The organism is Bacillus stercoris (assembly GCF_029772985.1).
GTDB classification, from domain to species: domain Bacteria; phylum Bacillota; class Bacilli; order Bacillales; family Bacillaceae; genus Bacillus; species Bacillus stercoris.
Map to the genome: position 1 here is coordinate 1,796,278 of NZ_CP121861.1, position 23,987 is coordinate 1,820,264.

29 protein-coding genes, 1 pseudogene and 1 riboswitch are annotated in these 23,987 nt (G+C 44.6%); of the genes and pseudogenes, 27 read left to right on the top strand and 3 right to left on the bottom strand.

Annotation, left to right across the window (positions count from 1 at the left end):
- Positions 1-116: 116 nt before the first annotated feature.
- Positions 117-218: riboswitch (glycine riboswitch) on the top strand.
- 171 nt (positions 219-389) lie between these two features.
- From gcvT to gcvPB, 3 genes are read left to right on the top strand one after another with little or no spacing between them, the layout of a single operon-like run.
- Positions 390-1,478 (top strand): glycine cleavage system aminomethyltransferase GcvT, encoded by a 1,089-nt coding sequence (gcvT, locus tag QA442_RS09415; RefSeq protein ID WP_279474201.1) that lies wholly within the window; start codon positions 390-392, stop codon positions 1,476-1,478.
- A 28-nt stretch (positions 1,479-1,506) separates the two neighbouring features.
- Positions 1,507-2,853, top strand: a complete 1,347-nt coding sequence (gene gcvPA / locus QA442_RS09420) for an aminomethyl-transferring glycine dehydrogenase subunit GcvPA (protein WP_069149858.1) — start codon at positions 1,507-1,509, stop codon at positions 2,851-2,853.
- Complete coding sequence (gene gcvPB / locus QA442_RS09425; protein ID WP_095431679.1) at positions 2,846-4,312, top strand: aminomethyl-transferring glycine dehydrogenase subunit GcvPB; 1,467 nt, start codon at positions 2,846-2,848, stop codon at positions 4,310-4,312. The genes gcvPA and gcvPB overlap by 8 nt, the downstream gene beginning before the upstream one ends.
- A 35-nt stretch (positions 4,313-4,347) precedes the next feature.
- On the opposite strand, the gene QA442_RS09430 is transcribed toward gcvPB, so the two are convergent.
- Positions 4,348-4,728 (bottom strand): rhodanese-like domain-containing protein, encoded by a 381-nt coding sequence (locus QA442_RS09430; protein WP_014664580.1) that lies wholly within the window; start codon positions 4,726-4,728, stop codon positions 4,348-4,350.
- Positions 4,729-4,918: 190 nt separating this feature from the next.
- Between QA442_RS09430 and lipM the strand changes: the two genes are divergently transcribed.
- The 3 genes from lipM to QA442_RS09445 all read left to right on the top strand — a co-directional run bounded on the left by lipM (position 4,919) and on the right by QA442_RS09445 (position 7,284).
- Positions 4,919-5,755 (top strand): octanoyltransferase LipM, encoded by an 837-nt coding sequence (gene lipM / locus QA442_RS09435; RefSeq protein ID WP_014664579.1) that lies wholly within the window; start codon positions 4,919-4,921, stop codon positions 5,753-5,755.
- 99 nt (positions 5,756-5,854) lie between these two features.
- On the top strand, positions 5,855-6,283 hold the full coding sequence (mntR, locus tag QA442_RS09440; protein WP_014664578.1) for a transcriptional regulator MntR: 429 nt from the start codon (positions 5,855-5,857) through the stop codon (positions 6,281-6,283).
- Between the two features lie 125 nt (positions 6,284-6,408).
- Positions 6,409-7,284 carry a patatin-like phospholipase family protein gene (locus QA442_RS09445; protein WP_279474206.1) on the top strand — a complete coding sequence of 292 codons (876 nt, stop codon included), beginning with the start codon at positions 6,409-6,411 and terminating at the stop codon, positions 7,282-7,284.
- On the opposite strand, the gene QA442_RS09450 is transcribed toward QA442_RS09445, so the two are convergent.
- Both QA442_RS09450 and QA442_RS09455 read right to left on the bottom strand, forming a co-directional pair.
- Positions 7,281-7,676, bottom strand: coding sequence for an SA1362 family protein (locus QA442_RS09450; RefSeq protein WP_014664576.1), 396 nt, complete (start codon positions 7,674-7,676; stop codon positions 7,281-7,283). The two genes, QA442_RS09445 and QA442_RS09450, sit on opposite strands and share 4 nt — an antisense overlap.
- A gap of 39 nt (positions 7,677-7,715) precedes the next feature.
- On the bottom strand, positions 7,716-8,672 hold the full coding sequence (locus QA442_RS09455; protein ID WP_279474207.1) for a DUF1385 domain-containing protein: 957 nt from the start codon (positions 8,670-8,672) through the stop codon (positions 7,716-7,718).
- Between the two features lie 225 nt (positions 8,673-8,897).
- Between QA442_RS09455 and QA442_RS09460 the strand changes: the two genes are divergently transcribed.
- The 21 genes and pseudogenes from QA442_RS09460 (at position 8,898) to QA442_RS09560 (ending at position 23,939) form a co-directional block, all read left to right on the top strand.
- Positions 8,898-9,434, top strand: coding sequence for a YqhR family membrane protein (locus QA442_RS09460; RefSeq protein WP_279474208.1), 537 nt, complete (start codon positions 8,898-8,900; stop codon positions 9,432-9,434).
- An 86-nt stretch (positions 9,435-9,520) separates the two neighbouring features.
- On the top strand, positions 9,521-9,961 hold the full coding sequence (gene aroQ, locus QA442_RS09465) for a type II 3-dehydroquinate dehydratase (protein ID WP_014664573.1): 441 nt from the start codon (positions 9,521-9,523) through the stop codon (positions 9,959-9,961).
- 2 nt (positions 9,962-9,963) lie between these two features.
- A complete protein-coding gene (gene papA, locus QA442_RS09470; RefSeq protein WP_014664572.1) occupies positions 9,964-11,025 on the top strand; it encodes an aminopeptidase PapA in 1,062 nt (353 codons plus the stop codon).
- Between the two features lie 24 nt (positions 11,026-11,049).
- Positions 11,050-11,607 (top strand): elongation factor P, encoded by a 558-nt coding sequence (efp, locus tag QA442_RS09475; protein ID WP_003226377.1) that lies wholly within the window; start codon positions 11,050-11,052, stop codon positions 11,605-11,607.
- Between the two features lie 145 nt (positions 11,608-11,752).
- Positions 11,753-12,034 (top strand): YqhV family protein, encoded by a 282-nt coding sequence (locus QA442_RS09480; protein ID WP_014664571.1) that lies wholly within the window; start codon positions 11,753-11,755, stop codon positions 12,032-12,034.
- A gap of 75 nt (positions 12,035-12,109) precedes the next feature.
- Positions 12,110-13,033, top strand: coding sequence for a stage III sporulation protein AA (gene spoIIIAA, locus QA442_RS09485; RefSeq protein WP_040082660.1), 924 nt, complete (start codon positions 12,110-12,112; stop codon positions 13,031-13,033).
- Positions 13,027-13,542 (top strand): stage III sporulation protein SpoIIIAB, encoded by a 516-nt coding sequence (gene spoIIIAB, locus QA442_RS09490; RefSeq protein WP_014664569.1) that lies wholly within the window; start codon positions 13,027-13,029, stop codon positions 13,540-13,542. Before spoIIIAA ends, spoIIIAB begins: the two co-directional genes overlap by 7 nt.
- 22 nt (positions 13,543-13,564) lie before the next feature.
- Positions 13,565-13,771, top strand: a complete 207-nt coding sequence (gene spoIIIAC, locus QA442_RS09495; RefSeq protein ID WP_003153142.1) for a stage III sporulation protein AC — start codon at positions 13,565-13,567, stop codon at positions 13,769-13,771.
- 6 nt (positions 13,772-13,777) lie between these two features.
- Positions 13,778-14,180 (top strand): annotated as a pseudogene (gene spoIIIAD, locus QA442_RS09500) (stage III sporulation protein AD).
- An 18-nt stretch (positions 14,181-14,198) separates the two neighbouring features.
- Positions 14,199-15,398, top strand: coding sequence for a stage III sporulation protein AE (gene spoIIIAE, locus QA442_RS09505; RefSeq protein ID WP_095431674.1), 1,200 nt, complete (start codon positions 14,199-14,201; stop codon positions 15,396-15,398).
- 13 nt (positions 15,399-15,411) lie between these two features.
- The gene (spoIIIAF, locus tag QA442_RS09510) at positions 15,412-16,032 is read left to right on the top strand and encodes a stage III sporulation protein AF (RefSeq protein WP_069839475.1); all 621 of its coding nucleotides are present in this window, start codon (positions 15,412-15,414) and stop codon (positions 16,030-16,032) included.
- The gene (gene spoIIIAG, locus QA442_RS09515) at positions 16,025-16,714 is read left to right on the top strand and encodes a stage III sporulation protein AG (RefSeq protein WP_095431673.1); all 690 of its coding nucleotides are present in this window, start codon (positions 16,025-16,027) and stop codon (positions 16,712-16,714) included. The genes spoIIIAF and spoIIIAG overlap by 8 nt, the downstream gene beginning before the upstream one ends.
- Entirely contained in the window at positions 16,715-17,371 is a 657-nt protein-coding gene (gene spoIIIAH, locus QA442_RS09520) for a stage III sporulation ratchet engulfment protein SpoIIIAH (RefSeq protein WP_003230250.1), read from the top strand.
- Positions 17,372-17,527: 156 nt separating this feature from the next.
- Positions 17,528-18,010, top strand: a complete 483-nt coding sequence (gene accB, locus QA442_RS09525) for an acetyl-CoA carboxylase biotin carboxyl carrier protein (RefSeq protein WP_095431672.1) — start codon at positions 17,528-17,530, stop codon at positions 18,008-18,010.
- Positions 18,011-18,021: 11 nt separating this feature from the next.
- Positions 18,022-19,374: an acetyl-CoA carboxylase biotin carboxylase subunit gene (gene accC, locus QA442_RS09530; RefSeq protein ID WP_003230253.1), complete on the top strand. Its 1,353-nt coding sequence runs from the start codon at positions 18,022-18,024 to the stop codon at positions 19,372-19,374.
- 20 nt (positions 19,375-19,394) lie between these two features.
- Positions 19,395-19,802, top strand: coding sequence for a fatty acid biosynthesis protein YqhY (gene yqhY, locus QA442_RS09535; RefSeq protein ID WP_003230254.1), 408 nt, complete (start codon positions 19,395-19,397; stop codon positions 19,800-19,802).
- 262 nt (positions 19,803-20,064) lie between these two features.
- The gene (gene nusB, locus QA442_RS09540; RefSeq protein ID WP_003230256.1) at positions 20,065-20,460 is read left to right on the top strand and encodes a transcription antitermination factor NusB; all 396 of its coding nucleotides are present in this window, start codon (positions 20,065-20,067) and stop codon (positions 20,458-20,460) included.
- A gap of 11 nt (positions 20,461-20,471) precedes the next feature.
- Positions 20,472-21,323: a bifunctional methylenetetrahydrofolate dehydrogenase/methenyltetrahydrofolate cyclohydrolase FolD gene (gene folD / locus QA442_RS09545; RefSeq protein ID WP_003226403.1), complete on the top strand. Its 852-nt coding sequence runs from the start codon at positions 20,472-20,474 to the stop codon at positions 21,321-21,323.
- 138 nt (positions 21,324-21,461) lie between these two features.
- On the top strand, positions 21,462-22,808 hold the full coding sequence (gene xseA, locus QA442_RS09550; protein ID WP_041521376.1) for an exodeoxyribonuclease VII large subunit: 1,347 nt from the start codon (positions 21,462-21,464) through the stop codon (positions 22,806-22,808).
- The gene (locus QA442_RS09555) at positions 22,805-23,059 is read left to right on the top strand and encodes an exodeoxyribonuclease VII small subunit (protein WP_095431671.1); all 255 of its coding nucleotides are present in this window, start codon (positions 22,805-22,807) and stop codon (positions 23,057-23,059) included. Before xseA ends, QA442_RS09555 begins: the two co-directional genes overlap by 4 nt.
- Positions 23,049-23,939 carry a polyprenyl synthetase family protein gene (locus QA442_RS09560; RefSeq protein WP_095431670.1) on the top strand — a complete coding sequence of 297 codons (891 nt, stop codon included), beginning with the start codon at positions 23,049-23,051 and terminating at the stop codon, positions 23,937-23,939. The genes QA442_RS09555 and QA442_RS09560 overlap by 11 nt, the downstream gene beginning before the upstream one ends.
- Positions 23,940-23,987 lie beyond the last annotated feature (48 nt).

Here is a 23,987-nt window from a genome sequence, read left to right on the forward strand (position 1 = left end):
AAAAATCTGCCCAAATTGCTGTTGCCCAGCATATAGTGATGATGGTAGGATATGAGTATGTATTTGATGTAAGATATTGCTATAGTATGTCCACAACAGCATGAAAATATGAGCGAATGACAGCAAGGGGAGAGACCTGACCGAAAACCTCGGGATACAGGCGCCGAAGGAGCAAACTGCTGAGTGAATCTCTCAGGCAAAAGAACTCTTGCTCGACGCAACTCTGGAGAGTGTTTGCGCGGATGCGCAAACCACCAAAGGGGACGTCTTTGCGTATGCAAAGTAAACTTTCAGGTGCCAGGACAGAGAACCTTCATTTTACATGAGGTGTTTCTCTGTCCTTTTTTGTATGTTTTTTAGCTGCGCCGTTGAAAAAGGGGAGGAATTAGATGCTGAAAAGAACGCCGTTATTTGACCTGTATAATGAATATGGAGGAAAAACGATTGATTTCGGTGGCTGGGAGCTGCCTGTCCAATTTTCTTCTATAAAAAAAGAACACGAGGCTGTCCGAACTGCAGCCGGTTTGTTTGATGTATCCCATATGGGAGAAATCGAAGTATCAGGAAACGACAGTCTGTCTTTTTTGCAAAGGCTGGTGACAAATGATGTTTCTGTGTTAACACCGGGACGTGCTCAATATACGGCGATGTGTTATCCGGATGGCGGAACCGTCGATGATTTGCTTATCTATCAAAAAGGAGAAAACCGCTATCTGCTTGTCATTAATGCTTCTAATATAGATAAAGACTTGGCTTGGATGAAAGAACATGCAGCAGGTGATGTGCAGATTGACAATCAGTCAGATCAAATCGCGCTCTTGGCTGTACAGGGGCCGAAAGCAGAAGCAATCTTAAAAAATCTGACAGCTGCAGATGTGTCTGCCTTAAAGCCGTTTGCGTTTATGGATGAAGCCGATATTAGCGGCTGCAAAGCACTTATTTCCCGAACTGGCTATACGGGTGAAGACGGGTATGAAATTTACTGCCGCAGTGATGATGCTGTTCATATTTGGAAAAAAATCATTGATGCAGGGGATGCATATGGACTGATTCCATGTGGTCTCGGTGCACGTGATACGCTTCGATTTGAAGCGAAGCTCCCGCTGTATGGTCAGGAGCTGACCCGGGATATTACACCGATTGAAGCAGGTATAGGCTTTGCCGTAAAGCACAAAAAGGAGTCTGACTTTTTCGGGAAATCAGTATTGAGTGAACAAAAAGAAAACGGAGCGAAGCGTAAACTTGTCGGTCTCGAAATGATTGACAAAGGGATACCGCGGCACGGATATGAAGTTTTTCATAATGGCAAATCCGTAGGAAAGGTGACAACCGGCACGCAGTCACCCACATTAGGGAAAAACGTCGGCCTTGCCTTAATTGCTTCGGAAGCGAGTAATATCGGGACTGTTGTAGATGTAGAGATTCGCAAAAAATTAGTGAAAGCAAAGGTTGTCAAAACACCATTTTATAAACGCTAATATTTTTCTTGGAGAGAGGAGTCAACACATGAAGCACCGTTATTTGCCCGCAACAGAAAAGGATAAACAGGAAATGCTTGCCGCGATCGGCGTAAGCAGCGTCGATGATTTATTTGCTGATATACCGGAGAACGTCAAATATAAAAAAGAGTATCAAATCAAAAAAGCGAAATCAGAAACGGAATTAACAAGAGAACTGACAAAGCTGGCCTCTAAAAATCGTGATACCGTACAATATGCTTCTTTTTTGGGAGCGGGTGTATATGACCACTATCAGCCTGTCATTGTGGATCATGTCATTTCGCGCTCTGAGTTTTATACCGCATATACGCCTTATCAGCCAGAGATTTCACAAGGAGAGCTTCAGGCGATTTTTGAATTCCAAACGATGATCTGTGAGCTGACGGGAATGGATATCGCCAACTCCTCTATGTATGATGGCGGTACAGCTTTGGCAGAAGCAGCAATGCTTGCTTCAGGCCACACGAAAAAGAAAAAAATCGTTGTGTCAAAAACCGTGCATCCTGAATCACGGGAAGTGCTGAAAACGTACGCAAAAGGTCAGTATATCGAAGTTGTTGAAGTACCCGCTGCAGATGGCGTTACAGATCTTGATGCTTTGCGCCAAACCGTTTGCGAGGACACAGCCGCAGTGATCGTTCAATACCCGAATTTTTTTGGCCGGATTGAGCCGTTACAGGATATTGAGCCTATCGCTCATCAAGGGAAATCCATGTTTATTGTATCAGCCAACCCGCTTGCGCTGGGCCTCCTCACGCCACCTGGCAAGTTTCACTCTGATATCGTCGTCGGTGATGCGCAGCCTTTCGGCATTCCTTCAGCATACGGCGGCCCGCACTGCGGCTTTTTTGCCGTTACGAAAAAATTGATGAGAAAGGTGCCGGGCCGCCTCGTCGGGCAAACGGAAGACGAAAACGGGAAAAGAGGCTTTGTGCTTACATTGCAAGCCAGGGAGCAGCATATTCGCCGGGATAAAGCAACATCAAATATTTGCTCGAACCAAGCGTTAAATGCGCTGGCGGCATCAGTGGCCATGACTGCTCTTGGAAAAAACGGTGTAAAAGAAATAGCCCGCCAAAATCTCTTAAAAGCCAACTATGCAAAGCAAGAAGCAAAAAAAGCAGGCCTTACCGTTATGTTTGACGGATCGATGTTTAATGAATTTGTCATCAAACTGAAGGAACCAGTGAGAGCTGTGAACCAGCGTTTGCTGGCAAAAGGAATGATTGGCGGATATGATCTTGGGCTGACGTACCCGGAGCTAAACTGTCATATGCTGGTTGCTGTAACGGAGCTGAGAACAAAAGAAGAAATTGACGCACTCATTCAGGAATTGGGGGATCGCCATGAGTAATCAGGATCAGGCACTTATTTTTGAGCTTTCCAGAGAAGGCCGTATCGGCTACAGTCTGCCGGAGCTCGATGTACCGGAAATCGAATTGGAGGGCCTCTTGTCAGACACCTATATTCGTGACGAAGACGTAGCGCTGCCGGAGGTTTCAGAGCTGGATATCATGCGCCATTATACGGCGCTCTCCAAACGCAATCACGGGGTGGATTCCGGCTTTTACCCGCTCGGTTCTTGCACGATGAAATATAATCCGAAAATCAATGAGAAAATCGCGCGTATTCCCGGTTTTGCTGCGATTCACCCCCTTCAGGATGAAAGCACGGTACAAGGCGCGTTAGAGCTTTTATATGATTTAAGCAAGCACCTTGAAGAAATAACGGGAATGGATGAAGTAACGCTTCAGCCTGCTGCCGGAGCGCACGGTGAATGGACGGGGCTGATGATGATCCGCGCCTATCATGAAGCGCGCGGGGATTTCAAGCGGACGAAGGTCATTGTCCCTGATTCCGCGCACGGGACGAATCCTGCATCAGCGACAGTAGCAGGCTTTGAAACCGTTACGGTGAAATCGAATGAAAATGGACTTGTTGATTTAGAGGATTTAAAAAGAGCAGTGAATGAAGAAACTGCAGCTCTTATGCTGACGAATCCGAACACGCTCGGCTTGTTTGAGGAACAGATTACAGAGATGGCGGAGATTGTTCACGAAGCGGGAGGGAAATTGTACTATGACGGCGCTAATTTAAATGCCGTTTTAAGCAAAGCGAGACCTGGGGATATGGGATTTGACGTGGTGCACCTCAACCTGCATAAAACATTCACAGGCCCTCATGGCGGCGGAGGCCCCGGCTCAGGCCCTGTCGGCGTAAAACAAGATCTGATTCCGTATTTGCCAAAACCCGTTTTAGTCAAAAAAGAAGGGCGCTTTACGTTTGATTATGACCGCCCTCATGCGATCGGCCGCGTGAAGCCGTATTACGGCAACTTTGGCATTAATGTCAGAGCGTATACGTACATCCGTTCCATGGGGCCTGACGGGTTACAAGCTGTTACTGAGAACGCAGTGTTAAACGCCAACTATATGATGAGAAAGCTCGCGCCTTATTACGATCTTCCGTTTGACCGCCATTGCAAGCATGAATTTGTATTGTCAGGGAAGCGGCAGAAAAATCTGGGAGTGCGTACGCTTGATATTGCAAAACGGCTGCTTGATTTCGGCTATCATCCGCCGACAATTTATTTTCCGCTTAATGTTGAAGAATGCATCATGATTGAGCCGACAGAGACAGAATCAAAGGAAACACTGGATGCGTTTATTGATGCTATGATTCAAATCGCAAAAGAAGCGGAGGAGAATCCGGAGCTTGTTCAGGAGGCGCCGCATACAACGATTGTAAAACGAATGGATGAAACAAAAGCGGCGAGACACCCGGTGCTCAGATACGAGGCGGAAGAGAAATAAATAAAAACAGCTGTCTGCCAGACAGCTGTTTTGCTTTATTTCTTCGCTTTAATCTTTCCGCCCCATTTTTTAAAGCCGCCTTTTAGGTTATAAATCTCAGTGCAGCCGTTTTTGCGCAGGGTTTGTGCCGCGCGTCCGCTGCGGACACTGTTTTGGCAGTATAGGTAAACAGGCTTGTCCGGACGGATTTCATTTTTTCTCTGTTTCAGCTGGGACAGCGGGATGTTGCGGGCGCCTAAAATATGTCCGCCCTCAAACTCATTCGGTTCACGAACGTCAATAAGCTGCGCTTTGCGGTAACCCGCGCGGAATTCTTCTTCGGTAAGTGTTTTCATAATACGCTGCTGATAAACATATGAAGCAATCATATAGACAATAAATGCAGCAAAAATAATCAAAACGATCATATTAGACAATGTGATTCTACTCCTTTAGCATATAAAATCAAAACCCTGCTTCATAAAACAAGGTCATAGAGCCGTTTTCGACAAATACTATTATAGTAAAGCACAGCGTGATTGTCATCTATAATGGAACTAAAATATTTTTCATTTTCCCGGCAGTTTGATAAACTGATTCTATTAAAATGGTAAGGAAGGTCTTAAAATGCAAAAAGAAACTTGGCGGTTTATAGACTCAGGCAATGCAAGTCCTGCATTCAATATGGCGCTTGATGAAGCGCTTTTATATTGGCACAGCGAGAAGAAAATTCCCCCGGTTATCCGTTTTTATGGCTGGAATCCGGCGACGCTTTCTGTAGGGTATTTTCAAAATATTAAAAAGGAAATCAATTTTGAAGCAGTACATAAGTATAATCTCGGATTCGTCAGACGCCCGACCGGAGGGAGAGGCGTTCTGCACGATCAGGAATTGACATACAGCGTGATTGTTTCGGAAGAGCACCCCGAAATGCCGGCGACTGTTACTGAGGCATACCGGGTTATTTCAGAAGGCATACTTCAAGGCTTTAGAAATCTCGGACTGGACGCCTACTTTGCCATCCCGAGAACCGAAAAAGAAAAAGAAAGCTTAAAAAATCCGCGGTCATCCGTTTGTTTTGACGCGCCCTCGTGGTATGAGCTAGTGGTTGAGGGTCGCAAGGTGGCGGGAAGCGCGCAAACGAGACAAAAAGGCGTGATTCTTCAGCATGGCTCCATTCTTCTTGATTTAGATGAGGACAAGCTGTTCGATCTGTTCTTATATCCAAGTGAAAGAGTAAGAGAGCGGATGCAGCGCAATTTCAAAAATAAAGCGGTTGCCATTAATGAACTCACCGAAAAACGGGTGACGATGGATGAGGCTCGTAAAGCCTTTAAAGAAGGATTTGAAACAGGTCTTAACATTCATCTGGAGCCATACGAACTTTCTCAGGAAGAGCTTGATTTCGTTCATCACTTGGCTGAAACAAAGTATGCTTCAGATGAATGGAATTATAAGCGGTAAACAGGGCTTTTGACCCGCGGAGCATCCTTGTTTTTTCAAGTTCATTAGTGTAAACTTGTAATGGTTTATAAAGTTAAGGTGCTTTTTGGGAGGGTTTCGATGACAACACCAAGTATGGAAGATTATATTGAACAGATTTATATGCTGATTGAAGAAAAAGGATATGCACGAGTTTCCGATATCGCGGAAGCATTGGCAGTCCATCCCTCCTCTGTAACAAAAATGGTTCAAAAACTAGATAAAGACGAATATTTAATTTATGAAAAATATCGCGGTCTCGTGTTAACGTCTAAAGGGAAAAAAATAGGCAAACGGCTGGTTTACAGACATGAATTGCTTGAGCAGTTTTTAAGAATCATTGGTGTTGATGAAGAGAAAATATATAACGATGTCGAAGGAATCGAACATCATTTAAGCTGGAACAGCATTGATCGCATCGGGGATCTTGTTCAATATTTTGAAGAAGATGATACCCGTAAAAAAGATCTGAAATCAATCCAAAAGAAAACAGAACATCATAATCAGTAAAAAGGCGGTCTCAAAGGAGGCCGTCTTTTTTTGATGCGCTGCGCCGCCCGTCATTCGTTGGTCTATTTCTTCGCGTGTTTTCTTAAAATGGTAATAAACGATCGGATGGAGGGGGAGGGAATGAGATGTATATTGACGGTGTGTTTTCCGGCGGAGGAGTAAAAGGCATTGCGCTTGCAGGTGCTTATGAAGTGCTTGAGGAAAAAGGCTACCGTTTTAAAAGGGTTGCGGGTACAAGCGCGGGGGCCATTATTGCCGCTTTCATTGCGTCAGGTTACACCAGTAAGGAAATCCACGCTTTAATTGAAGAAGTGGACGGAGAGAAATTGCTGGATCAGAGGTACTCTTTTCTCCCCTTAAAAATGCTCCAGTGGGTGTCCATATACTGGCGTCTTGGATTATACAAAGGCGATACGATAGAAAAATGGATTGCTGATCTGTTAAGAGCGAAAGGCATAAGGGTTTTCGGCGATTTGCAGAAAGGGTCTCTGCGCCTTATTGCTTCTGATCTGACAAACGGCACCATGATTGTTTTGCCGGACGATTTGCCCCGTTACGGGTTAAATCCCGATATGTTCCCGGTTGCCAGAGCGGTCAGAATGAGCTGCAGCATTCCGTATTTTTTTGAACCGATAAAATTAAAAACGGACACAGGCACCGCCACGGTTGTTGACGGTGGTGTGTTAAGCAATTTCCCCATCTGGCTGTTTTCAAAGGAAAGAAAGCGGCCTGTGATCGGTGTGACGCTTGCGCCGCGTGAAAGGGAACGTCCGAAAAAAAATATCCGCAACGCCTTCGAACTATTCGGCGCCCTGTTTGAAACGATGAAGGATGCCCATGACGCAAGACACATAGCATCACGCTATGAACAAAATATTATTTTTCTCCCTGTTGATGACGTAATGGCGACTGATTTTCATTTAACGCAACAAAAAAAACTAGCCCTGATTGAGCTAGGTAAAAGACGGACAGAGCTGTTTTTAAAGCAGTGGACCTATTAAAAAAGCGCTCTGTTTTTCTTTTTATTTTTTTTCCCTTCTATAACAGTCAGCTGAGTCTGGCTTTTTTTCTTGAGAATCATCGGCTTAGGCTTGCTGGCGCTCGGAACGCTTCGCAGGTGGCTGACACGTCCCTTATGTCCGGCGCGGTGTTTTGCTTTTTGTTCTTTCATCCGGCGCCGCGATTGTTTCGCCGCTTTTTTAAAGGCTGCTCCTTCGCTGCCCGCATTTCGATTCATTACATATTTCACAATAAAATAAATAATGATACCTGCCACGATGACGGTAACCGCCATTTTTGCCATTTCCCCGGGATTGGTTACCAGCACATAGAGAAAACCGAACGCTCCCAGCGCAATTAATACAGCAACAATAGGTTGTACACGATGATTCATAACTGTCCACCTCCGAAAGTAGTAGCAGGGCAACGGATTTTAGATGACGTTGTGAGAAGGCTTCTGATTTTGCTCAGACAATTCTTCGAGTCTGAGAAGTTCGTTAAAGCTTTCAATGGCAACTTCAACCTGGTCATCCTTAGGTTCCTTCGTAGTTAACAGCTGAAGCCAAAGTCCCGGGTACCCTAGTAATTTCAGACCGCGAATATCACGCACTTTGTTTGTCAGCTGCAGAACTTCAAAGGATATACCAAGTACGACCGGTATCAGTGCGACACGATCTATCACACGCAGCCAAAGCGGATCTGTCGGAACGAGTAAATAAACAAACATGCCGACAATAATCGTAAATAAAATAAAGCTTGATCCGCAGCGGTAATGAAGCCGAGATTGGTTTTGGGCATTCTCCACAGTAATTGGCAAATTCTGTTCATAACAGTTTATGACTTTATGTTCGGCTCCATGATATTGAAACACTCTTTTAATGAGCGGTGTCATGGACAAAAAATAGATGTAACCGAGCAGCAAAATCAACTTAAACAGGCTTTCAACCGCGATTTGAGCTATGTCCGATGAAAAAATCGGCCTTGTCAGTTCAGCTAAGAAAACCGGAACCAATGTAAATACGAATTTACTGAACAAAAATGAAAGGACGCCGATAACCGCGAGGCTGAGATACATAGACAGTCCAGACGATTTTTTTTCTTCCTGCTCAAGTGTCTCGTCTTCAGATGGATCGAGCCCGTAACGTTCGCTTGAAAAATTCAAATGTTTTGTGCCGTTTGCACTCGCTTCGATAATGGCCGCGATCCCCCGTAAAAACGGTATCTTTTTTACGATGTTCAGTTTCGGATTGTGTTTGCGGGGAAGCTTAAAAAAGTTCATGCTTCCATCCGTTCTTCTGATGGCTGTAACGTAATGATGCTTTCCGCCAAACATAACGCCTTCCACAACAGCCTGCCCGCCGTAAGCGGGCGGAATTTTATGTTTTGACATATTATCAACCTGCCTATTTCTTTAGGATTGCTAACCATTTCCTTTCACTCTATTGTACAGGAAACAGCGCTAAACCTCTAGATTGACAGGCTGAAAAATTGCCATAGCCTTGCTTTTTCTACATGCATTATACCCGTTATTTTCAAATTTTACTCGCAGCTGTCAAAAAGTGTGAGCTTTTTTATTGACATTTCATTTTTTGGGCACACTTTAACTGGAGGTGCCATGATGACAAGCGAAAAAGATACAGAACAAAATGAAGAATTGAATGAGAAGCAAGGGCCGCCTGTTTCGATGGCCGGCAGGGTGGCAGCAACAGGTTTTTGCGGAGGCGTATTATGGAGTTTCGTTGCTTATATCGCATATTTGTTTCATTTTTCTGAAATCAGTCCGAATATGATTTTGCAGCCGTTTGTGCTCGGAGAGTGGAAAAAACATGGACTAGGAACGGTGATCAGCATCATTTTGATTGGAATAATTTCAATTGGCGCAGCGTTTCTTTATTTTCTTCTATTGAAACGTTTAAAAACAATGTGGCCGGGTATTTTATACGGCTTGGTGCTTTGGCTGCTCGTGTTTTTTGTTTTTAATCCGATTTTTCCAGATGTGCGCACGGTGAACGAACTGACATCAGATACCATTATTACGACGATTTGCATTTATTTGCTTTACGGGCTGTTTGTCGGGTATTCCATTTCATTTGAATACAATGAGCTGAATTCGGAAAAGCTGGCACGTGCGCTGGGAATGCATAGAGAATAGTGTATAAACCTTTTCCAGTATGATAAAATGTTCACGAGAAGTGAACATTTTTTGCATGAGAAACCCTCGCGAAAAGGAGAGATTATGTGCCTCATTTTTTGATTTTGAACGGACCGAATGTCAATCGGCTTGGGAAGCGTGAGCCTGAAGTATTCGGCCGCCAGACGCTGACCGATATTGAAACAGATTTATTTCAATTTGCTGAAGCCTTACATATCCAGCTCACTTTCTTCCAGTCTAATCACGAAGGTGATTTGATCGATGCGATACATGAGGCTGAGGAGCAATACAGCGGGATTGTTCTGAACCCCGGCGCCCTGAGCCATTACAGCTATGCGATCAGGGATGCTGTTTCAAGCATAAGTCTTCCTGTGGTTGAGGTGCATTTATCAAACTTATACGCCAGGGAAGAATTCAGGCATCAGTCGGTTATCGCTCCGGTTGCGAAAGGGCAGATTGTCGGTCTTGGAGCTGAAGGCTACAAGCTTGCTGTTCGCTACTTATTAAGCCAGCAAGGGGGAGAATAAGGATGAAGCTAGAGAAATTAAGAAACCTTTTTGAACAGCTGGGAATTGACGGCATGCTGATTACAAGCAGCACGAATGTACGCTATATGACAGGGTTTACAGGTTCTGCGGGTTTGGCTGTTATATCGGGTGACAAAGCAGCGTTTATTACGGATTTTCGTTATACAGAGCAGGCAAAGGTTCAGGTAAAAGGTTTTGAGATCATTGAACATGGCGGCAGCCTGATTCAGACCACTGCCGACACTGTGGAATCGTTCGGCATCAAGCGTCTCGGCTTTGAACAGAACAGCATGACATATGGCACTTACGCTTCATACAGCGCCGTTATCAGTGAGGCCGAATTAGTGCCTGTGGCTGAATCCGTGGAAAAGTTGCGCTTGATTAAGTCTAGTGAAGAGATTAAGATATTAGAGGAAGCTGCGAAGATTGCAGATGATGCCTTCAAACATATCTTGACGTTTATGAAACCCGGCATTTCTGAAATCGCTGTTGCCAATGAGCTGGAATTTTATATGAGAAGCCAGGGAGCTGACAGCTCTTCTTTTGATATGATTGTCGCCTCGGGCCTTCGGTCAAGCCTTCCTCACGGTGTGGCCAGTGACAAACTGATTGAAAGCGGAGACCTTGTTACGCTTGATTTTGGCGCTTATTATAAAGGATATTGTTCTGATATTACCCGTACGGTCGCTGTAGGTCAGCCCAGTGATCAATTGAAGGAGATCTATCAGGTTGTATTTGATGCTCAGGCGCTCGGCGTCGCACATATTAAGCCGGGAATGACAGGAAAAGAGGCTGACGCCCTCACAAGGGATCACATTGCGGCAAAAGGCTACGGTGAATATTTCGGTCATTCAACCGGGCACGGGCTCGGCATGGAAGTTCATGAATCGCCGGGATTATCCGTCAGATCTTCAGCTATCCTTGAACCGGGCATGGTGGTCACAGTGGAGCCGGGCATTTACATACCAGAAACAGGCGGTGTCCGTATTGAAGATGACATCGTGATTACAGAAAACGGCAACCGGACAATCACCCATTCCCCAAAAGAACTTATTATTTTGTGATTGTAATATAGGAGGACATTAAACATGATTTCAGTTAACGATTTCCGTACAGGATTAACAATCGAAGTAGATGGCGGCATTTGGCGCGTCGTTGACTTCCAGCACGTAAAACCTGGAAAAGGTGCGGCATTTGTCCGCTCTAAACTTCGCAACCTTCGCACTGGCGCCATTCAGGAAAAAACCTTTCGCGCTGGTGAAAAAGTAGCGAAAGCGCAAATCGAAACAAAAACAATGCAATATCTATATGCAAACGGAGATCAGCACGTATTTATGGATACTTCTTCTTATGAGCAGCTTGAACTGAGCGCAACTCAAATCGAAGAAGAATTAAAATACCTGCTTGAAAACATGTCTGTGCATATCATGATGTACCAGGATGAAACACTTGGTATCGAACTTCCAAACACAGTTGAGCTGAAAGTTGTTGAAACTGAACCTGGTATTAAAGGTGATACAGCATCAGGTGGTACAAAACCTGCGAAAACTGAAACCGGGCTTGTTGTAAACGTGCCGTTCTTTGTGAATGAAGGCGACACACTTGTTGTCAATACATCAGACGGTTCTTACGTTTCAAGAGCATAGAAAGAAAAAAAGAAGTCTGTTCCCAAATCGGGAGCAGGCTTTTTTTGTGCCCAAAAACAGAATCTTTCTTTTATACGAAAATGACAAGACTACTTCAGCAAGCTAGAGCATATCATATAAAAAAACAGGAGGTTGGGAGAGTGCTATGAAATTTTTTCTTGGAAATATCAATTCTACTGTTTTAACAATGGCGGGATTACGAGTTTTATCCTCTATGATTGAGCTGACTGCAGCCATTATCATGCTTGTGACAAACGATGTCCGGAAGGCGGTTGTGGTTAACAGCATTCTTGCTATTGTAGGGCCGTTGATTTTTATCATCACGATGACAGTCGGAATCTACCAAATTGCCGGGCAGCTTTCGTATGCAAAGCTGATTCTGATTTTCACGGGTGTTGTTTTGATTTTGGCGGGTGTTCATAAATAAGGAGAGGCTTGTCATAAAGTCTGCCTCACGTCATACATTTTAAAGAAGCCAATCGGTAGAAAGGAGGAGGCTCTGTTGAATGAAATCGCTGAGGTTCTCCCTGAATCCATGAAAAACGCCCTTTCTGAAATACCGGAACAACAATGGCTGGAAATCGAAGAAGTCAGAATCCGGGTCAACCGCCCCATTGAATTGATTCGAAAAGGACAACCTGTTTTTTTATCCTATGCGGGTACGGCCGAGGATGCCCATCTGATCCTGAGCCGGCTCAGCAACTATAGCATGTATACTCTTGAAGAAGAGCTGAAGAAAGGGTATGTCACGATCAGAGGCGGTCACAGAGTCGGACTGGCAGGCAGAGTCATTACGGAAAACGGAGGTGTGAAAGGACTCCGTGACATCGCATCTTTTAATATACGAATTGCCAGGCAAAAGCTGGGGATTGCGGAGCCGCTGCTTCCGTACTTATATCAAACCAGCTGGCTGAATACGCTGATTATCGGGCCGCCCCAAACCGGCAAAACAACACTTCTTCGGGACCTTGCGAGGCTCTCGAGCACCGGCAAAAACCGCATGCTGCCCGTAAAGACAGGCATCGTCGATGAACGGTCAGAAATTGCCGGATGTCTGCGCGGCATTCCGCAGCATCAATTTGGACAGAGAATTGACGTATTAGACGCCTGTCCGAAGGCTGAGGGGCTGATGATGATGATTCGATCCATGAGTCCTGAGGTGATGATTGTCGATGAAATCGGGCGTATGGAAGATACAGATGCGCTTCTGGAGGCGTTGCATGCAGGTGTTTCAGTAATCGTATCGGCGCATGGCTGGAGCATATCCGATCTCATGAAGCGGCCTTCATTGAAGCGATTGTGGGAAGAAAGAGCCTTTGACCGCTATTTGGAATTATCAAGAGCAAAAGGGCCGGGAACAGTGAGCCGTATTTATGACAAAGACGGACATGTGCTGTCTAGGACGACGGGCGTGAAAACATGCTGAAGCTGCTGGGCGCAGTATTCATTGTGGTAGCGACAACATGGACAGGTTTTGAGATGGCGAAGATTTATACAGAACGGCCGCGGCAAATCCGCCAGCTGCGTGCGGCGCTTCAATCCCTCGAGGCTGAAATCATGTACGGTCATACACCGCTTCATATCGCTTCACAGCAGATTGCCAAGCAGCTCGCACAGCCTGTTTCAGCTCTTTTTTCCGCATTCAGTGATCAGCTGGAAAAGGGAAGCGATTCCGCGAAAACGGCGTGGGAGCAAAGCTTAAAAAAAGTTTGGGACACCATGTCTTTGAAAAAAAGCGAATACGAGGTGCTAAAACAGTTTGGCGAGACGCTCGGGATTCATGATCGAATCTCACAGCAAAAGCACATCAAGCTGGCGCTGACACATTTGGAAGCCTCAGAAGCGGATGCTGAGCAGGCGCAAGCGAAAAACGAAAAGATGATAAAAAGTTTGGGCTTTTTAGCGGGCTTGTTACTCATTCTTCTATTGATGTAAACATGAGGGGAGCAAAAATAAAATGGGAGTAGATGTGAATGTCATATTTCAAATCGCCGGAGTGGGAATCGTGGTCGCTTTTTTACACACGATATTGGATCAGATGGGCAAGAAAGAATACGCTCAGTGGGTGACGCTGTTAGGTTTTATCTATATTTTATTTATGGTCGCCACGATTGTAGATGACCTATTTAAAAAGATAAAAGCTGTGTTTTTATTCCAAGGATAGGGGGGCTTGCAGATTGACATTGTTCAAATTGTAGGTTTAGGGCTGATCGCCACCTTCCTTTCTTTAATAGTAAAAGAACAAAAGCCGACTTTTGCTTTTTTAATCGTCGTTTTTGCCGGTTGTGCCATTTTTCTTTATTTAGTAGACCAAATCTACGACATTATACGAATGATAGAAAAAATCGCGATTAATGCAAATGTCAACATGGTCTATGTTGAAACCATTTTAAAGATTATCGGAATCGCCTATATTGCTGAATTCGGGGCACAGCTCACAAAAGATCTTAGGTCAAGGAGCCATCGCCTCGAAAATAGAATTGGCGGGGAAAATTTTAATTCTCGTTATGGCTGTGCCTATTTTAACCGTCATTATTGAAACGATTCTCGGACTTATACCTTCTATGTCATAACCGAAAGGAGGCGGTAGATTGAAGCGTTTTCAATGGGTTTTGCTTTTGGCCGTGCTGATCATAGCAGGGCGTGCAGAAATTGTACAAGCATCCGGTAATGACGAACAAACGGAAGATCATGCTGAAACGGCCGAGCAATTAGCGGAAAGGACAGCAGCCTCGCTTGAAACAGATAAGATCGGGGAATTTTGGAATGATATTATGACAGAATACGGCGGACTGCTGCCGGAAAGCCAAAAAGGCAGCTTAATCGAGTTTATCAACGGCGATAAATCATTCTCACCGCAAGAATGGCTGAAAGCTCTCTTTTCTTATTTGTTCCATGAAGTGCTTGCCAACGGAAAGCTGCTGGGCACATTGATTTTGCTCACGATTTTTTGCGTCATTCTGCAGCTCCTGCAAAATGCGTTTCAGCAAAGCACTGTCAGTAAGGTCGCTTACTCAATTGTGTACATGGTGCTGATTATCCTTGCGCTGAACAGCTTTCATGTGGCAATCAATTATGCAACTGAGGCCATTCAGACGATGACCAGCTTTATCCTGGCACTCATTCCGCTCCTCTTGGCGCTTTTGGCTTCCTCAGGCGGAGCTGTATCTGCTGCCTTCTTTCATCCTGTTATCCTCTTTCTGATGAACACGAGCGGCCTCTTGATTCAAAATATCGTCATGCCGCTGATTTTCTTATCAGCGATTCTGAGCATTGTCAGCACAATGACCGAACAATACAAAGTAACGCAGCTGGCCAACCTGCTCAGAAATATCGCCATCGGAGCCCTGGCTGTTTTTCTTACCATCTTTCTCGGCGTCATCTCTGTTCAGGGAGCCTCAGCTGCAGTGACAGACGGCATTACGCTCAGGACGGCTAAATTCATAACCGGAAATTTTATTCCAGTGCTTGGCCGGATGTTTACAGACGCAACAGATACAGTAATCAGCGCCTCCTTACTGCTGAAAAATACGGTAGGGATTCTGGGTGTCGCTATTTTGATCTGTATCGCGGCATTTCCGGCAATCAAAGTGCTTTCCCTCGCTTTTATTTATAAGCTGGCAGCCGCGATTCTTCAGCCGCTTGGAGGCGGGCCCGTCATCACCTGCCTCGACGTCATCAGCAAAAGCGTCATCTATATTTTTGCAGCTCTCGCCATTGTGTCCCTCATGTTTTTTTTAAGCCTTACTGTCATAATCACAGCCGGGAACCTCACGATGATGATGAAATAAAGGAGGCAGGCGAATGAGTTTTTTAACAGAATGGCTTACCACCATCGTGTTGTTTATCCTATTTGCAATTGTGATTGATATGCTGCTGCCAAGCTCCAGCATGCAAAAGTATGCAAAAATGGTAGTCAGCCTGCTCTTGATTGTCGTCATGCTTACGCCAATTTTTAAACTTTTCAAGACAGATCCCGAAGTCATCTTTGAATACCTCACAAAAAACGAACAATCAGAGTCCGCCGACATAAAAAATCAAATCAATTCAAAAAAAATAGAAATACAAGCTTCCCAGCGCGCATATATTCTAGAAGAAATGGCTGTCCAACTAAAAAAGAAAGCGGAGGAGAGATTCAGTCATGATGAATATAAAGTAGGCAGCATCAAACTCACGGCAGGAGAAAAGGTAGATTCAGAAGAGGATATTAAAACAATCAGCGTGTATATGGCCCCGTCTTCTGAAAAAACGGTCCAAACGGTCGCGCCGGTCCACATTGATACAGATCATGCATACGTAACGAAAGAAGCAGCCGAACAAAAAGAAGCCAAACAGATCCAAACCCAGCTCGCGGACATTTGGGAAATCGGACGTAAGAAAATTACGGTTCATATGGAAGGCGGGGAGAGTGTCAGCAATGAATAAAAACGGATTATGGAATGTATTGAAAAAGCAGTTTCTTCCGGGACAAACGAAGGACGGCGAAAAGCCGAAGCTGACCAAATATCATTACTTTCTGTTCGTTTTTGTTCTCGGAGTTTCCTTTATGCTTGTCAGCCAGTTGTTTTCTTCACCCGAGAAAACAGAAAACGCCAAAACAATAACGGCCGTATCCTCACAAAGTTCTGAAGGCAGCAAAGAGAAAACAGCTGAAGTGTTTAAAGCCTCAAAATCTGATGAGCCTAAAAACTCGATCGATGATTATGAAAAAGAATACGAAAATCAGCTGAAAGAAATTCTTGAAACAATCATTGGAGTGGATGATGTCTCGGTTGTCGTGAATGTTGATGCAACGTCCCTGAAAGTATATGAAAAAAACAAATCAAATAAAAATACGACCACTGAAGAAACAGACAAAGAAGGCGGAACAAGAAGTGTTACAGACCAGACATCGGAGGAAGAAATCGTCATGATCAAAAACGGCGATAAAGAAACACCTGTCGTCGTCCAAACGAAAAAACCTGATATACGCGGTGTACTCGTTGTTGCTCAAGGAGTGGACAACGTTCAAATAAAACAAACCATTATTGAAGCGGTGACACGGGTCCTGGATGTTCCAAGCCACCGGGTTGCGGTTGCCCCTAAAAAAATAAAGGAGGATTCATAAATGCTTAAAAAACAAACCGTTTGGCTATTAACAATGCTCAGTCTTGTCGTGGTGTTAAGCGTCTACTATATCATGTCGCCGGAAAGCAAAAACGCCGTGCAAATGCAAAGTGAAAAAAGCGCGTCTGACAGTGGAGAGGTCGCAACTGAAAAAGCGCCTGCCAAGCAAGACACGAAGGAAAAAAGCGGTACAGAAACTGAAAAAGGAAAAGAAGATGGAACAAAGGGAACGAAAGATTCATCAGCAGACAAGGAAACATCCGCTGAAGCCAGTGAAAAAGGAACTGTTGTTACGGAAACAGCCGATGATGATCTATTTACGACGTACCGTCTTGATTTAGAAGATGCCAGAAGCAAAGAAAGAGAAGAGCTGAATGCCATTGTGTCAAGCGATGATGCAACAGCCAAGGAGAAAAGCGAAGCATACGATAAAATGACGGCTCTCAGTGAAGTGGAAGGGACAGAAAAACAGCTGGAAACGCTGATTAAAACACAAGGTTACGAGGATGCGCTCGTCAATGCTGAAGGAGATAAAATCAATATTACGGTCAAATCAGACAAACACTCCAAATCGAAGGCGACAGCCATTATAGACCTTGTCGCAAAAGAAATCAAAACAATGAAAGATGTCGCTGTCACATTTGAACCCTCTAAATAAGAATGAGGAGAAAAAAGCCCGCTAAACAAGCGGGCTTTTTGCGTTGCTATCATATTAGAGTTGAATTCAAAAGTCCGCTCCTGTAAGATGAACATAGTATGTACTTTTAGTAGTAACCTATAAAAAAAGAAATTTCATACATAGGAGTGCGATTGAATGTTAAATATCAAAGAAATCCACGAGCTGATTAAAGCAATTGACGAGTCTACAATTGACGAATTCGTATATGAAAATGAAGGTGTATCCTTAAAACTGAAAAAACACGAAGCAGGCACTGTTCAAGTCATGCAGCAGGCGCCGGCAGCACCTGTACAGGCACAGGCTCCGCAGGCAGTTCAGCCGCAAGCGCAGCAAGTAGCGCCTGCACCTGCCCAAGAAGCACCAAAGCAAGATGAGAATCTGCATAAAATCACTTCACCAATGGTAGGAACATTTTATGCTTCTTCATCACCGGAAGCTGGCCCGTATGTAACAGCCGGTTCAAAAGTAAATGAAAACACAGTTGTCTGCATTGTAGAAGCGATGAAGCTTTTCAACGAAATCGAAGCAGAAGTGAAAGGCGAAATCGTTGAAGTATTAGTAGAAAACGGCCAGCTGGTCGAATACGGACAACCTCTATTTCTTGTAAAAGCGGAGTAAGGAGACTTAACATGATTAAAAAGCTATTGATCGCCAACAGAGGAGAAATTGCTGTCAGAATCATCAGAGCCTGCAGAGAGCTCGGAATTGAGACTGTCGCTGTTTATTCAGAAGCTGATAAAGATGCCCTTCATGTTCAAATGGCCGATGAAGCTTTTTGTATCGGACCGAAAGCATCAAAAGACAGCTATTTAAATGTTACAAATATTGTGAGTGTTGCAAAGCTGACTGGCACGGACGCCATTCATCCGGGATACGGATTTTTAGCTGAAAATGCTGATTTCGCTGAATTATGTGAAGAAGTTAATGTCACGTTTGTCGGCCCGAGCGCTGACGCCATTTCAAAAATGGGAACAAAAGACGTTGCGCGGGAAACGATGAAACAGGCCGGCGTGCCAATCGTACCGGGTTCACAGGGAATTATAGAAAATGTGGAAGAAGCGGTTTCGCTTGCTAATGAAATTGGGTATCCTGTAATTATAAAAGCCACCGCAGGCGGAGGCGGAAAAGGAATTAGGGTTGCCCGCACTGAAGAGGAACTGATTAATGGCATTAAGATTACACAGCAGGAAGCGGCAACTGCATTTGGGAATCCAGGTGTATACATCGAAAAATACATAGAAGATTTTCGCCACGTTGAGATCCAAGTGCTTGCTGATAACTACGGAAATACGATCCATTTGGGCGAACGCGACTGCTCGATCCAAAGACGCCTGCAAAAGCTTTTGGAAGAATCACCATCTCCTGCCCTTGATTCAGAAATCAGGGAGCAAATGGGAGATGCAGCAGTAAAGGCTGCAAAAGCGGTTGGCTATACAGGTGCTGGAACAGTTGAATTTATCTATGACTACAATGAACAGCGCTATTACTTCATGGAAATGAACACGAGAATCCAGGTGGAGCACCCAGTCACAGAAATGGTGACGGGCACTGACCTGATCAAGGAACAAATCAAAGTGGCATCAGGAATGGAACTGAGCCTCAAGCAAGAAGATGTTGAATTTGAAGGCTGGGCCATCGAATGCCGAATCAACGCAGAAAACCCAAGCAAAAATTTCATGCCGTCACCTGGTGAAATTAAAATGTACCTGCCTCCTGGCGGTCTTGGTGTCCGTGTCGATTCAGCTGCGTACCCTGGCTATTCCATCCCACCGTACTATGACAGCATGATTGCAAAGGTAATCACATACGGAAAAACGAGGGATGAAGCGATCGCCCGCATGAAGCGCGCATTGAGCGAATTCGTCATCGAAGGCATTGAGACAACAATCCCTTTCCATTTAAAACTGCTTGAACACGAAACATTTGTGAGCGGAGAGTTTAATACGAAATTTTTAGAAACATATGATGTAATGGGCTCATAATTTTTACGGAGGTGAATTGAATGAAAGACAACAGCTTGCTTAAAATGGATCACGAAGATACGCATTTGGGTAAGGTTGAGATTGCACCGGAGGTCATTGAGGTCATTGCCGGCATTGCAGCATCAGAAGTTGATGGGGTTGCCGAAATGCGCGGAAACTTTGCGACAGGCGTCGTTGAGCGCTTTGGCAAAGTGAATCATGGCAAAGGTGTCAAAGTCGACCTGGCGGATGACGGAATTACGATCGATGTATACTGTGTCGTTACATTTGGCGTTTCGATTCCGAAAGTTGCAGCATCCGTTCAGGAAAACATTCGTCAAACCTTATTAAATATGACGTCTCTTTCGATTAACGAGATCAATATTCACATCGTCGGCATTCAATTTGACACAAAAGCCCAAGAAGTCCAAATCGACGAAGAAATGTAAATGGCTTAACACGAAACCAAGGGGAGGGCGGCCCTTTGGTTTTTTTACACGTTACCCTTTATTTCAAAGCATGAAGAAAGCCGGCTTACATAGCCGAGTTTCTTCATGAACGTGAAATCCGAATAATCATATTAAGGTGTGAGAAAATATTCGGCAATAGGGTAAAAAACCTTGATTTCAATATGCGGATACGAAAAAAATATGTTATGATCTCTTTGTGGCTTAACGACAAGCGGATAAAGAGGATCAAAGGAGAAAGAAAATGAAAAGAAGAACAGCAAGAGAAAAAGCTTTGCAGGCACTATTTCAAATTGATGTCAGCGATATTGCAGTGAATGAAGCCATAGAACACGCACTGGATGAAGAAAAAACAGATCCTTTCTTTGAACAGCTTGTACACGGGGTATTGGAACACCAAGACCAGCTGGATGAAATGATCTCCAAGCATCTGGTGAATTGGAAGCTCGATCGGATTGCCAATGTTGACCGTGCGATTTTGCGCCTGGCAGCATATGAAATGGCATATGCCGAAGACATTCCGGTGAATGTCTCCATGAACGAAGCGATTGAGCTGGCAAAACGGTTTGGTGATGACAAAGCGACAAAGTTTGTAAACGGGGTTCTTTCTAACATTAAATCTGATATTGAACAATCATAGGAGGAAAGAAAATGACTGCAACAATCATCGACGGAAAAGAAACGGCTAGAGAAAAACGCGAACAATTGGCAAAAGAGGTAGAAGAGCTTAAAAAGCAAGGCGTCACTCCCGGACTGGCGGTTATTTTGATTGGAGATGATCCTGCTTCTCACTCTTACGTGCGAGGAAAGAAAAAAGCGGCAGAAACAATGGGAATGAATTTCAAGCTCGATCAATTTGACAGCAGCCTCACAGAAGCTGAACTGCTTTCTATTATTGATCAATATAACCAAGATCCTGAGTTTCACGGGATTCTCGTTCAGCTTCCGCTTCCAGACCATATTTCTGAAAAAGCGGTGATCGAACGTATCTCTCCTGATAAAGATGTAGACGGGTTTCATCCGTTAAACGTAGGGAAAATGCTGCTTGGTGAAGATACGTTTCTCCCTTGCACGCCTCATGGAATTGTTGAGCTTTTGAAGAAAACCAATATCGACCTTTCCGGTAAAGAGGTTGTTGTAGTCGGCCGAAGCAACATTGTCGGCAAACCTGTCGGCCAGCTTTTATTAAATGAAAACGCGACGGTTACTTACTGTCATTCAAGAACAGAAAATATTACTGAGCATACGAAAAAAGCGGACATCCTGGTGGTGGCAGTGGGAAGAGCCAACTTCATCAGTGCAGACCAGATCAAAGAGGGCGCTGTTGTCATTGACGTCGGCGTTAATCGTCTGGAAAGCGGAAAGCTTTGCGGAGACGTTGAATTTGAAGGGGCAAAGGAAAAAGCGTCCTTCATCACGCCGGTTCCAGGCGGAGTAGGTCCGATGACCATCACGATGCTTGCGCATAATACTGTTAAATCTGCGAAACGTACGTTATCATAGATAATTGGAGATATTCACAGGCGGGGCGTATTGCCCGCCTTGAATATGAGCACGATACCCGCTTCTTCAGGCTCCTAAAGCCAGGGCGGGTTTTCTTTAGTTATGGTGCAGGAATGCTTAGGAGAGGAGTTTTTAGACATGGGTGAAGCAGCGTATGTTACCGTCTCAGCGCTGACAAAGTATATAAAACGAAAATTCGATGTAGATCCTCACCTAGAAAATATTTGGATTAAAGGCGAATTATCGAATGTAAAGATACACACACGAGGCCACATTTATTTCACTTTGAAAGACGAAAACGCAAGAATGCAGTCGGTGATGTTCGCGAGACAAAGCGAGCGTCTGCCTTTTAAACCTGAAAACGGTATGAAAGTGCTGGTCAGAGGCGGAATTTCCGTATATGAACCGAGCGGAAACTATCAATTATACGCCAAAGAAATGCAGCCTGACGGGGTCGGAGCGCTTTATTTAGCGTACGAAGAATTAAAAAAGAAACTTGCCGGAGAAGGTTTATTTGACGACCGCTACAAAAAACAAATCCCCGCATTTCCAGCCACAATCGGGGTTGTGACATCTCCAACGGGTGCCGCTGTCAGAGACGTTATTACAACTCTAAAAAGAAGATATCCCCTTGTGAAAGTCATTGTTCTTCCAGCGCTCGTACAAGGCGAAAATGCGAGCAGATCCATTGTTACGCGCATTGAAGAAGCAAATGAAAAAGAGATGTGCGACGTATTAATTGTCGGGAGAGGCGGCGGTTCGATAGAAGAACTGTGGGCATTCAATGAAGAAATTGTAGCTCGCGCAATCTTTGCTTCCAATATTCCAATTATATCGGCAGTTGGGCATGAGACGGATTTTACGATCAGTGATTTTGTCGCAGATATCAGAGCAGCGACGCCGACAGGGGCAGCTGAGATTGCCGTGCCTCATACCACTGATTTAATCGAACGGACAAAAACAGCGGAAGTCAGGATGACAAGAGCGATGCAGCAGCATCTCGGCCAGAAAAAAGAACGGATTCAAACGCTGCAATCGTCCTATGCCTTTCGTTTTCCAAAGCGATTGTATGCGCAAAAAGAGCAGCAGTTTGACCTCGCGTACCAGCAGTTTCAAGCACAGTTGACCGCTCTTTTAGATCGGAAAAGCAGACAGTTGGAGCGGGAAACGTACAGATTAGAGGCGCTGCATCCTCATGAACAGCTGAAGCAAGCGAAAACACGCTACGAGGAACAGACAAATCAGCTGAGAAAAAATATGAATATCCAAATGAAGCAGCTGCATTCCCAATTCCAAACAGTTCTTGGCAAGCTGAATGCACTAAGTCCTCTTCAAGTGATGGAAAGAGGATACAGTCTTGCTTATAAAGAAGATAAACTCATTAAAAGTGTCAATCAGATAGAAGAGAAGGATCGGCTAGAAGTCAAGCTGACGGATGGCGTGCTGGCCTGTGAAGTATTAGAAAAGAGAGGGGAAGAAAAATGACAGACGTGAAAAACAATGAAAACATGACTTTTGAAGAAGCGATGAAAGGGCTTGAGAGCATTGTCTCAAAGCTTGAAGAGGGGGATGTGCCTCTAGAGCAAGCGATTAACTATTTCCAAGAAGGCATGGCTTTATCAAAAATGTGCCATGAAAAGCTGCAAAAAGTCGAAAAGCAAATGGACTTCATTTTAAAAGAAGACGGCGAACTGGCACCTTTCAGTGTTCAGGAGGAAGACAAAGGTGACAAATAAATTAACGGGTTTTCTGGCGGACCGGAAAAAAATAATTGAAAATCAGCTTTTTGTATATACAGAAAAGCTTGATATGCCGGACTCATTAAAGAAATCTATGCTGTATTCTCTAGAGGCCGGCGGAAAGCGGTTGCGTCCTCTGATTGTACTAGCTGTATTAAACGCATATGGAAAAAGCGAACAAGACGGCATTCCGGTCGGCTGTGCTGTCGAAATGATTCACACGTATTCGCTAATTCATGATGATCTTCCATGCATGGATGATGACGATTTGCGCCGCGGGAAGCCGACAAATCATAAAGTATTTGGTGAAGCGACAGCAGTATTAGCGGGTGACGGACTGCTCACGGAAAGCTTTAAGCTCATCACCTCCCACGTGTCAGACAAGGTGTCAGCAGAAAAGCGCCTTCGGCTTGTCAATGAACTGATTTCAGCGGCAGGCACCGAGGGCATGGTCGGGGGGCAAGTCGCTGATATGGAAGCGGAAAACCGCCAAGTAACGCTTGAAGAGCTCGAATCCATTCATGAACGGAAAACTGCAAAGCTTCTAGGTTTTTGCGTAATCGCCGGCGCGATTTTGGCGGATGCACCTGAGGAAGATATTGAAACCCTGCGTACCTTCAGCAGCCACATTGGAATCGGTTTTCAAATCAGAGACGATATTTTAGATTTAGAAGGCAGTGAAGAGAAAATCGGCAAACGTGTCGGCTCGGATACCACAAATGACAAATCGACTTACCCGTCACTTCTTTCACTGGAAGGGGCCAAACGTAAATTGGATGCTCATATAAAAGAGGCGAAGCGATTAATCGGCGGACTCTCTCTTCAAAAAGACCTTTTGTATGAGCTTTGTGATTTAATTGCGGCAAGAGATCACTAAAACGATCCTAATTTGAAGCGGCTGCACGAGATATGGTAAAATGTAAGC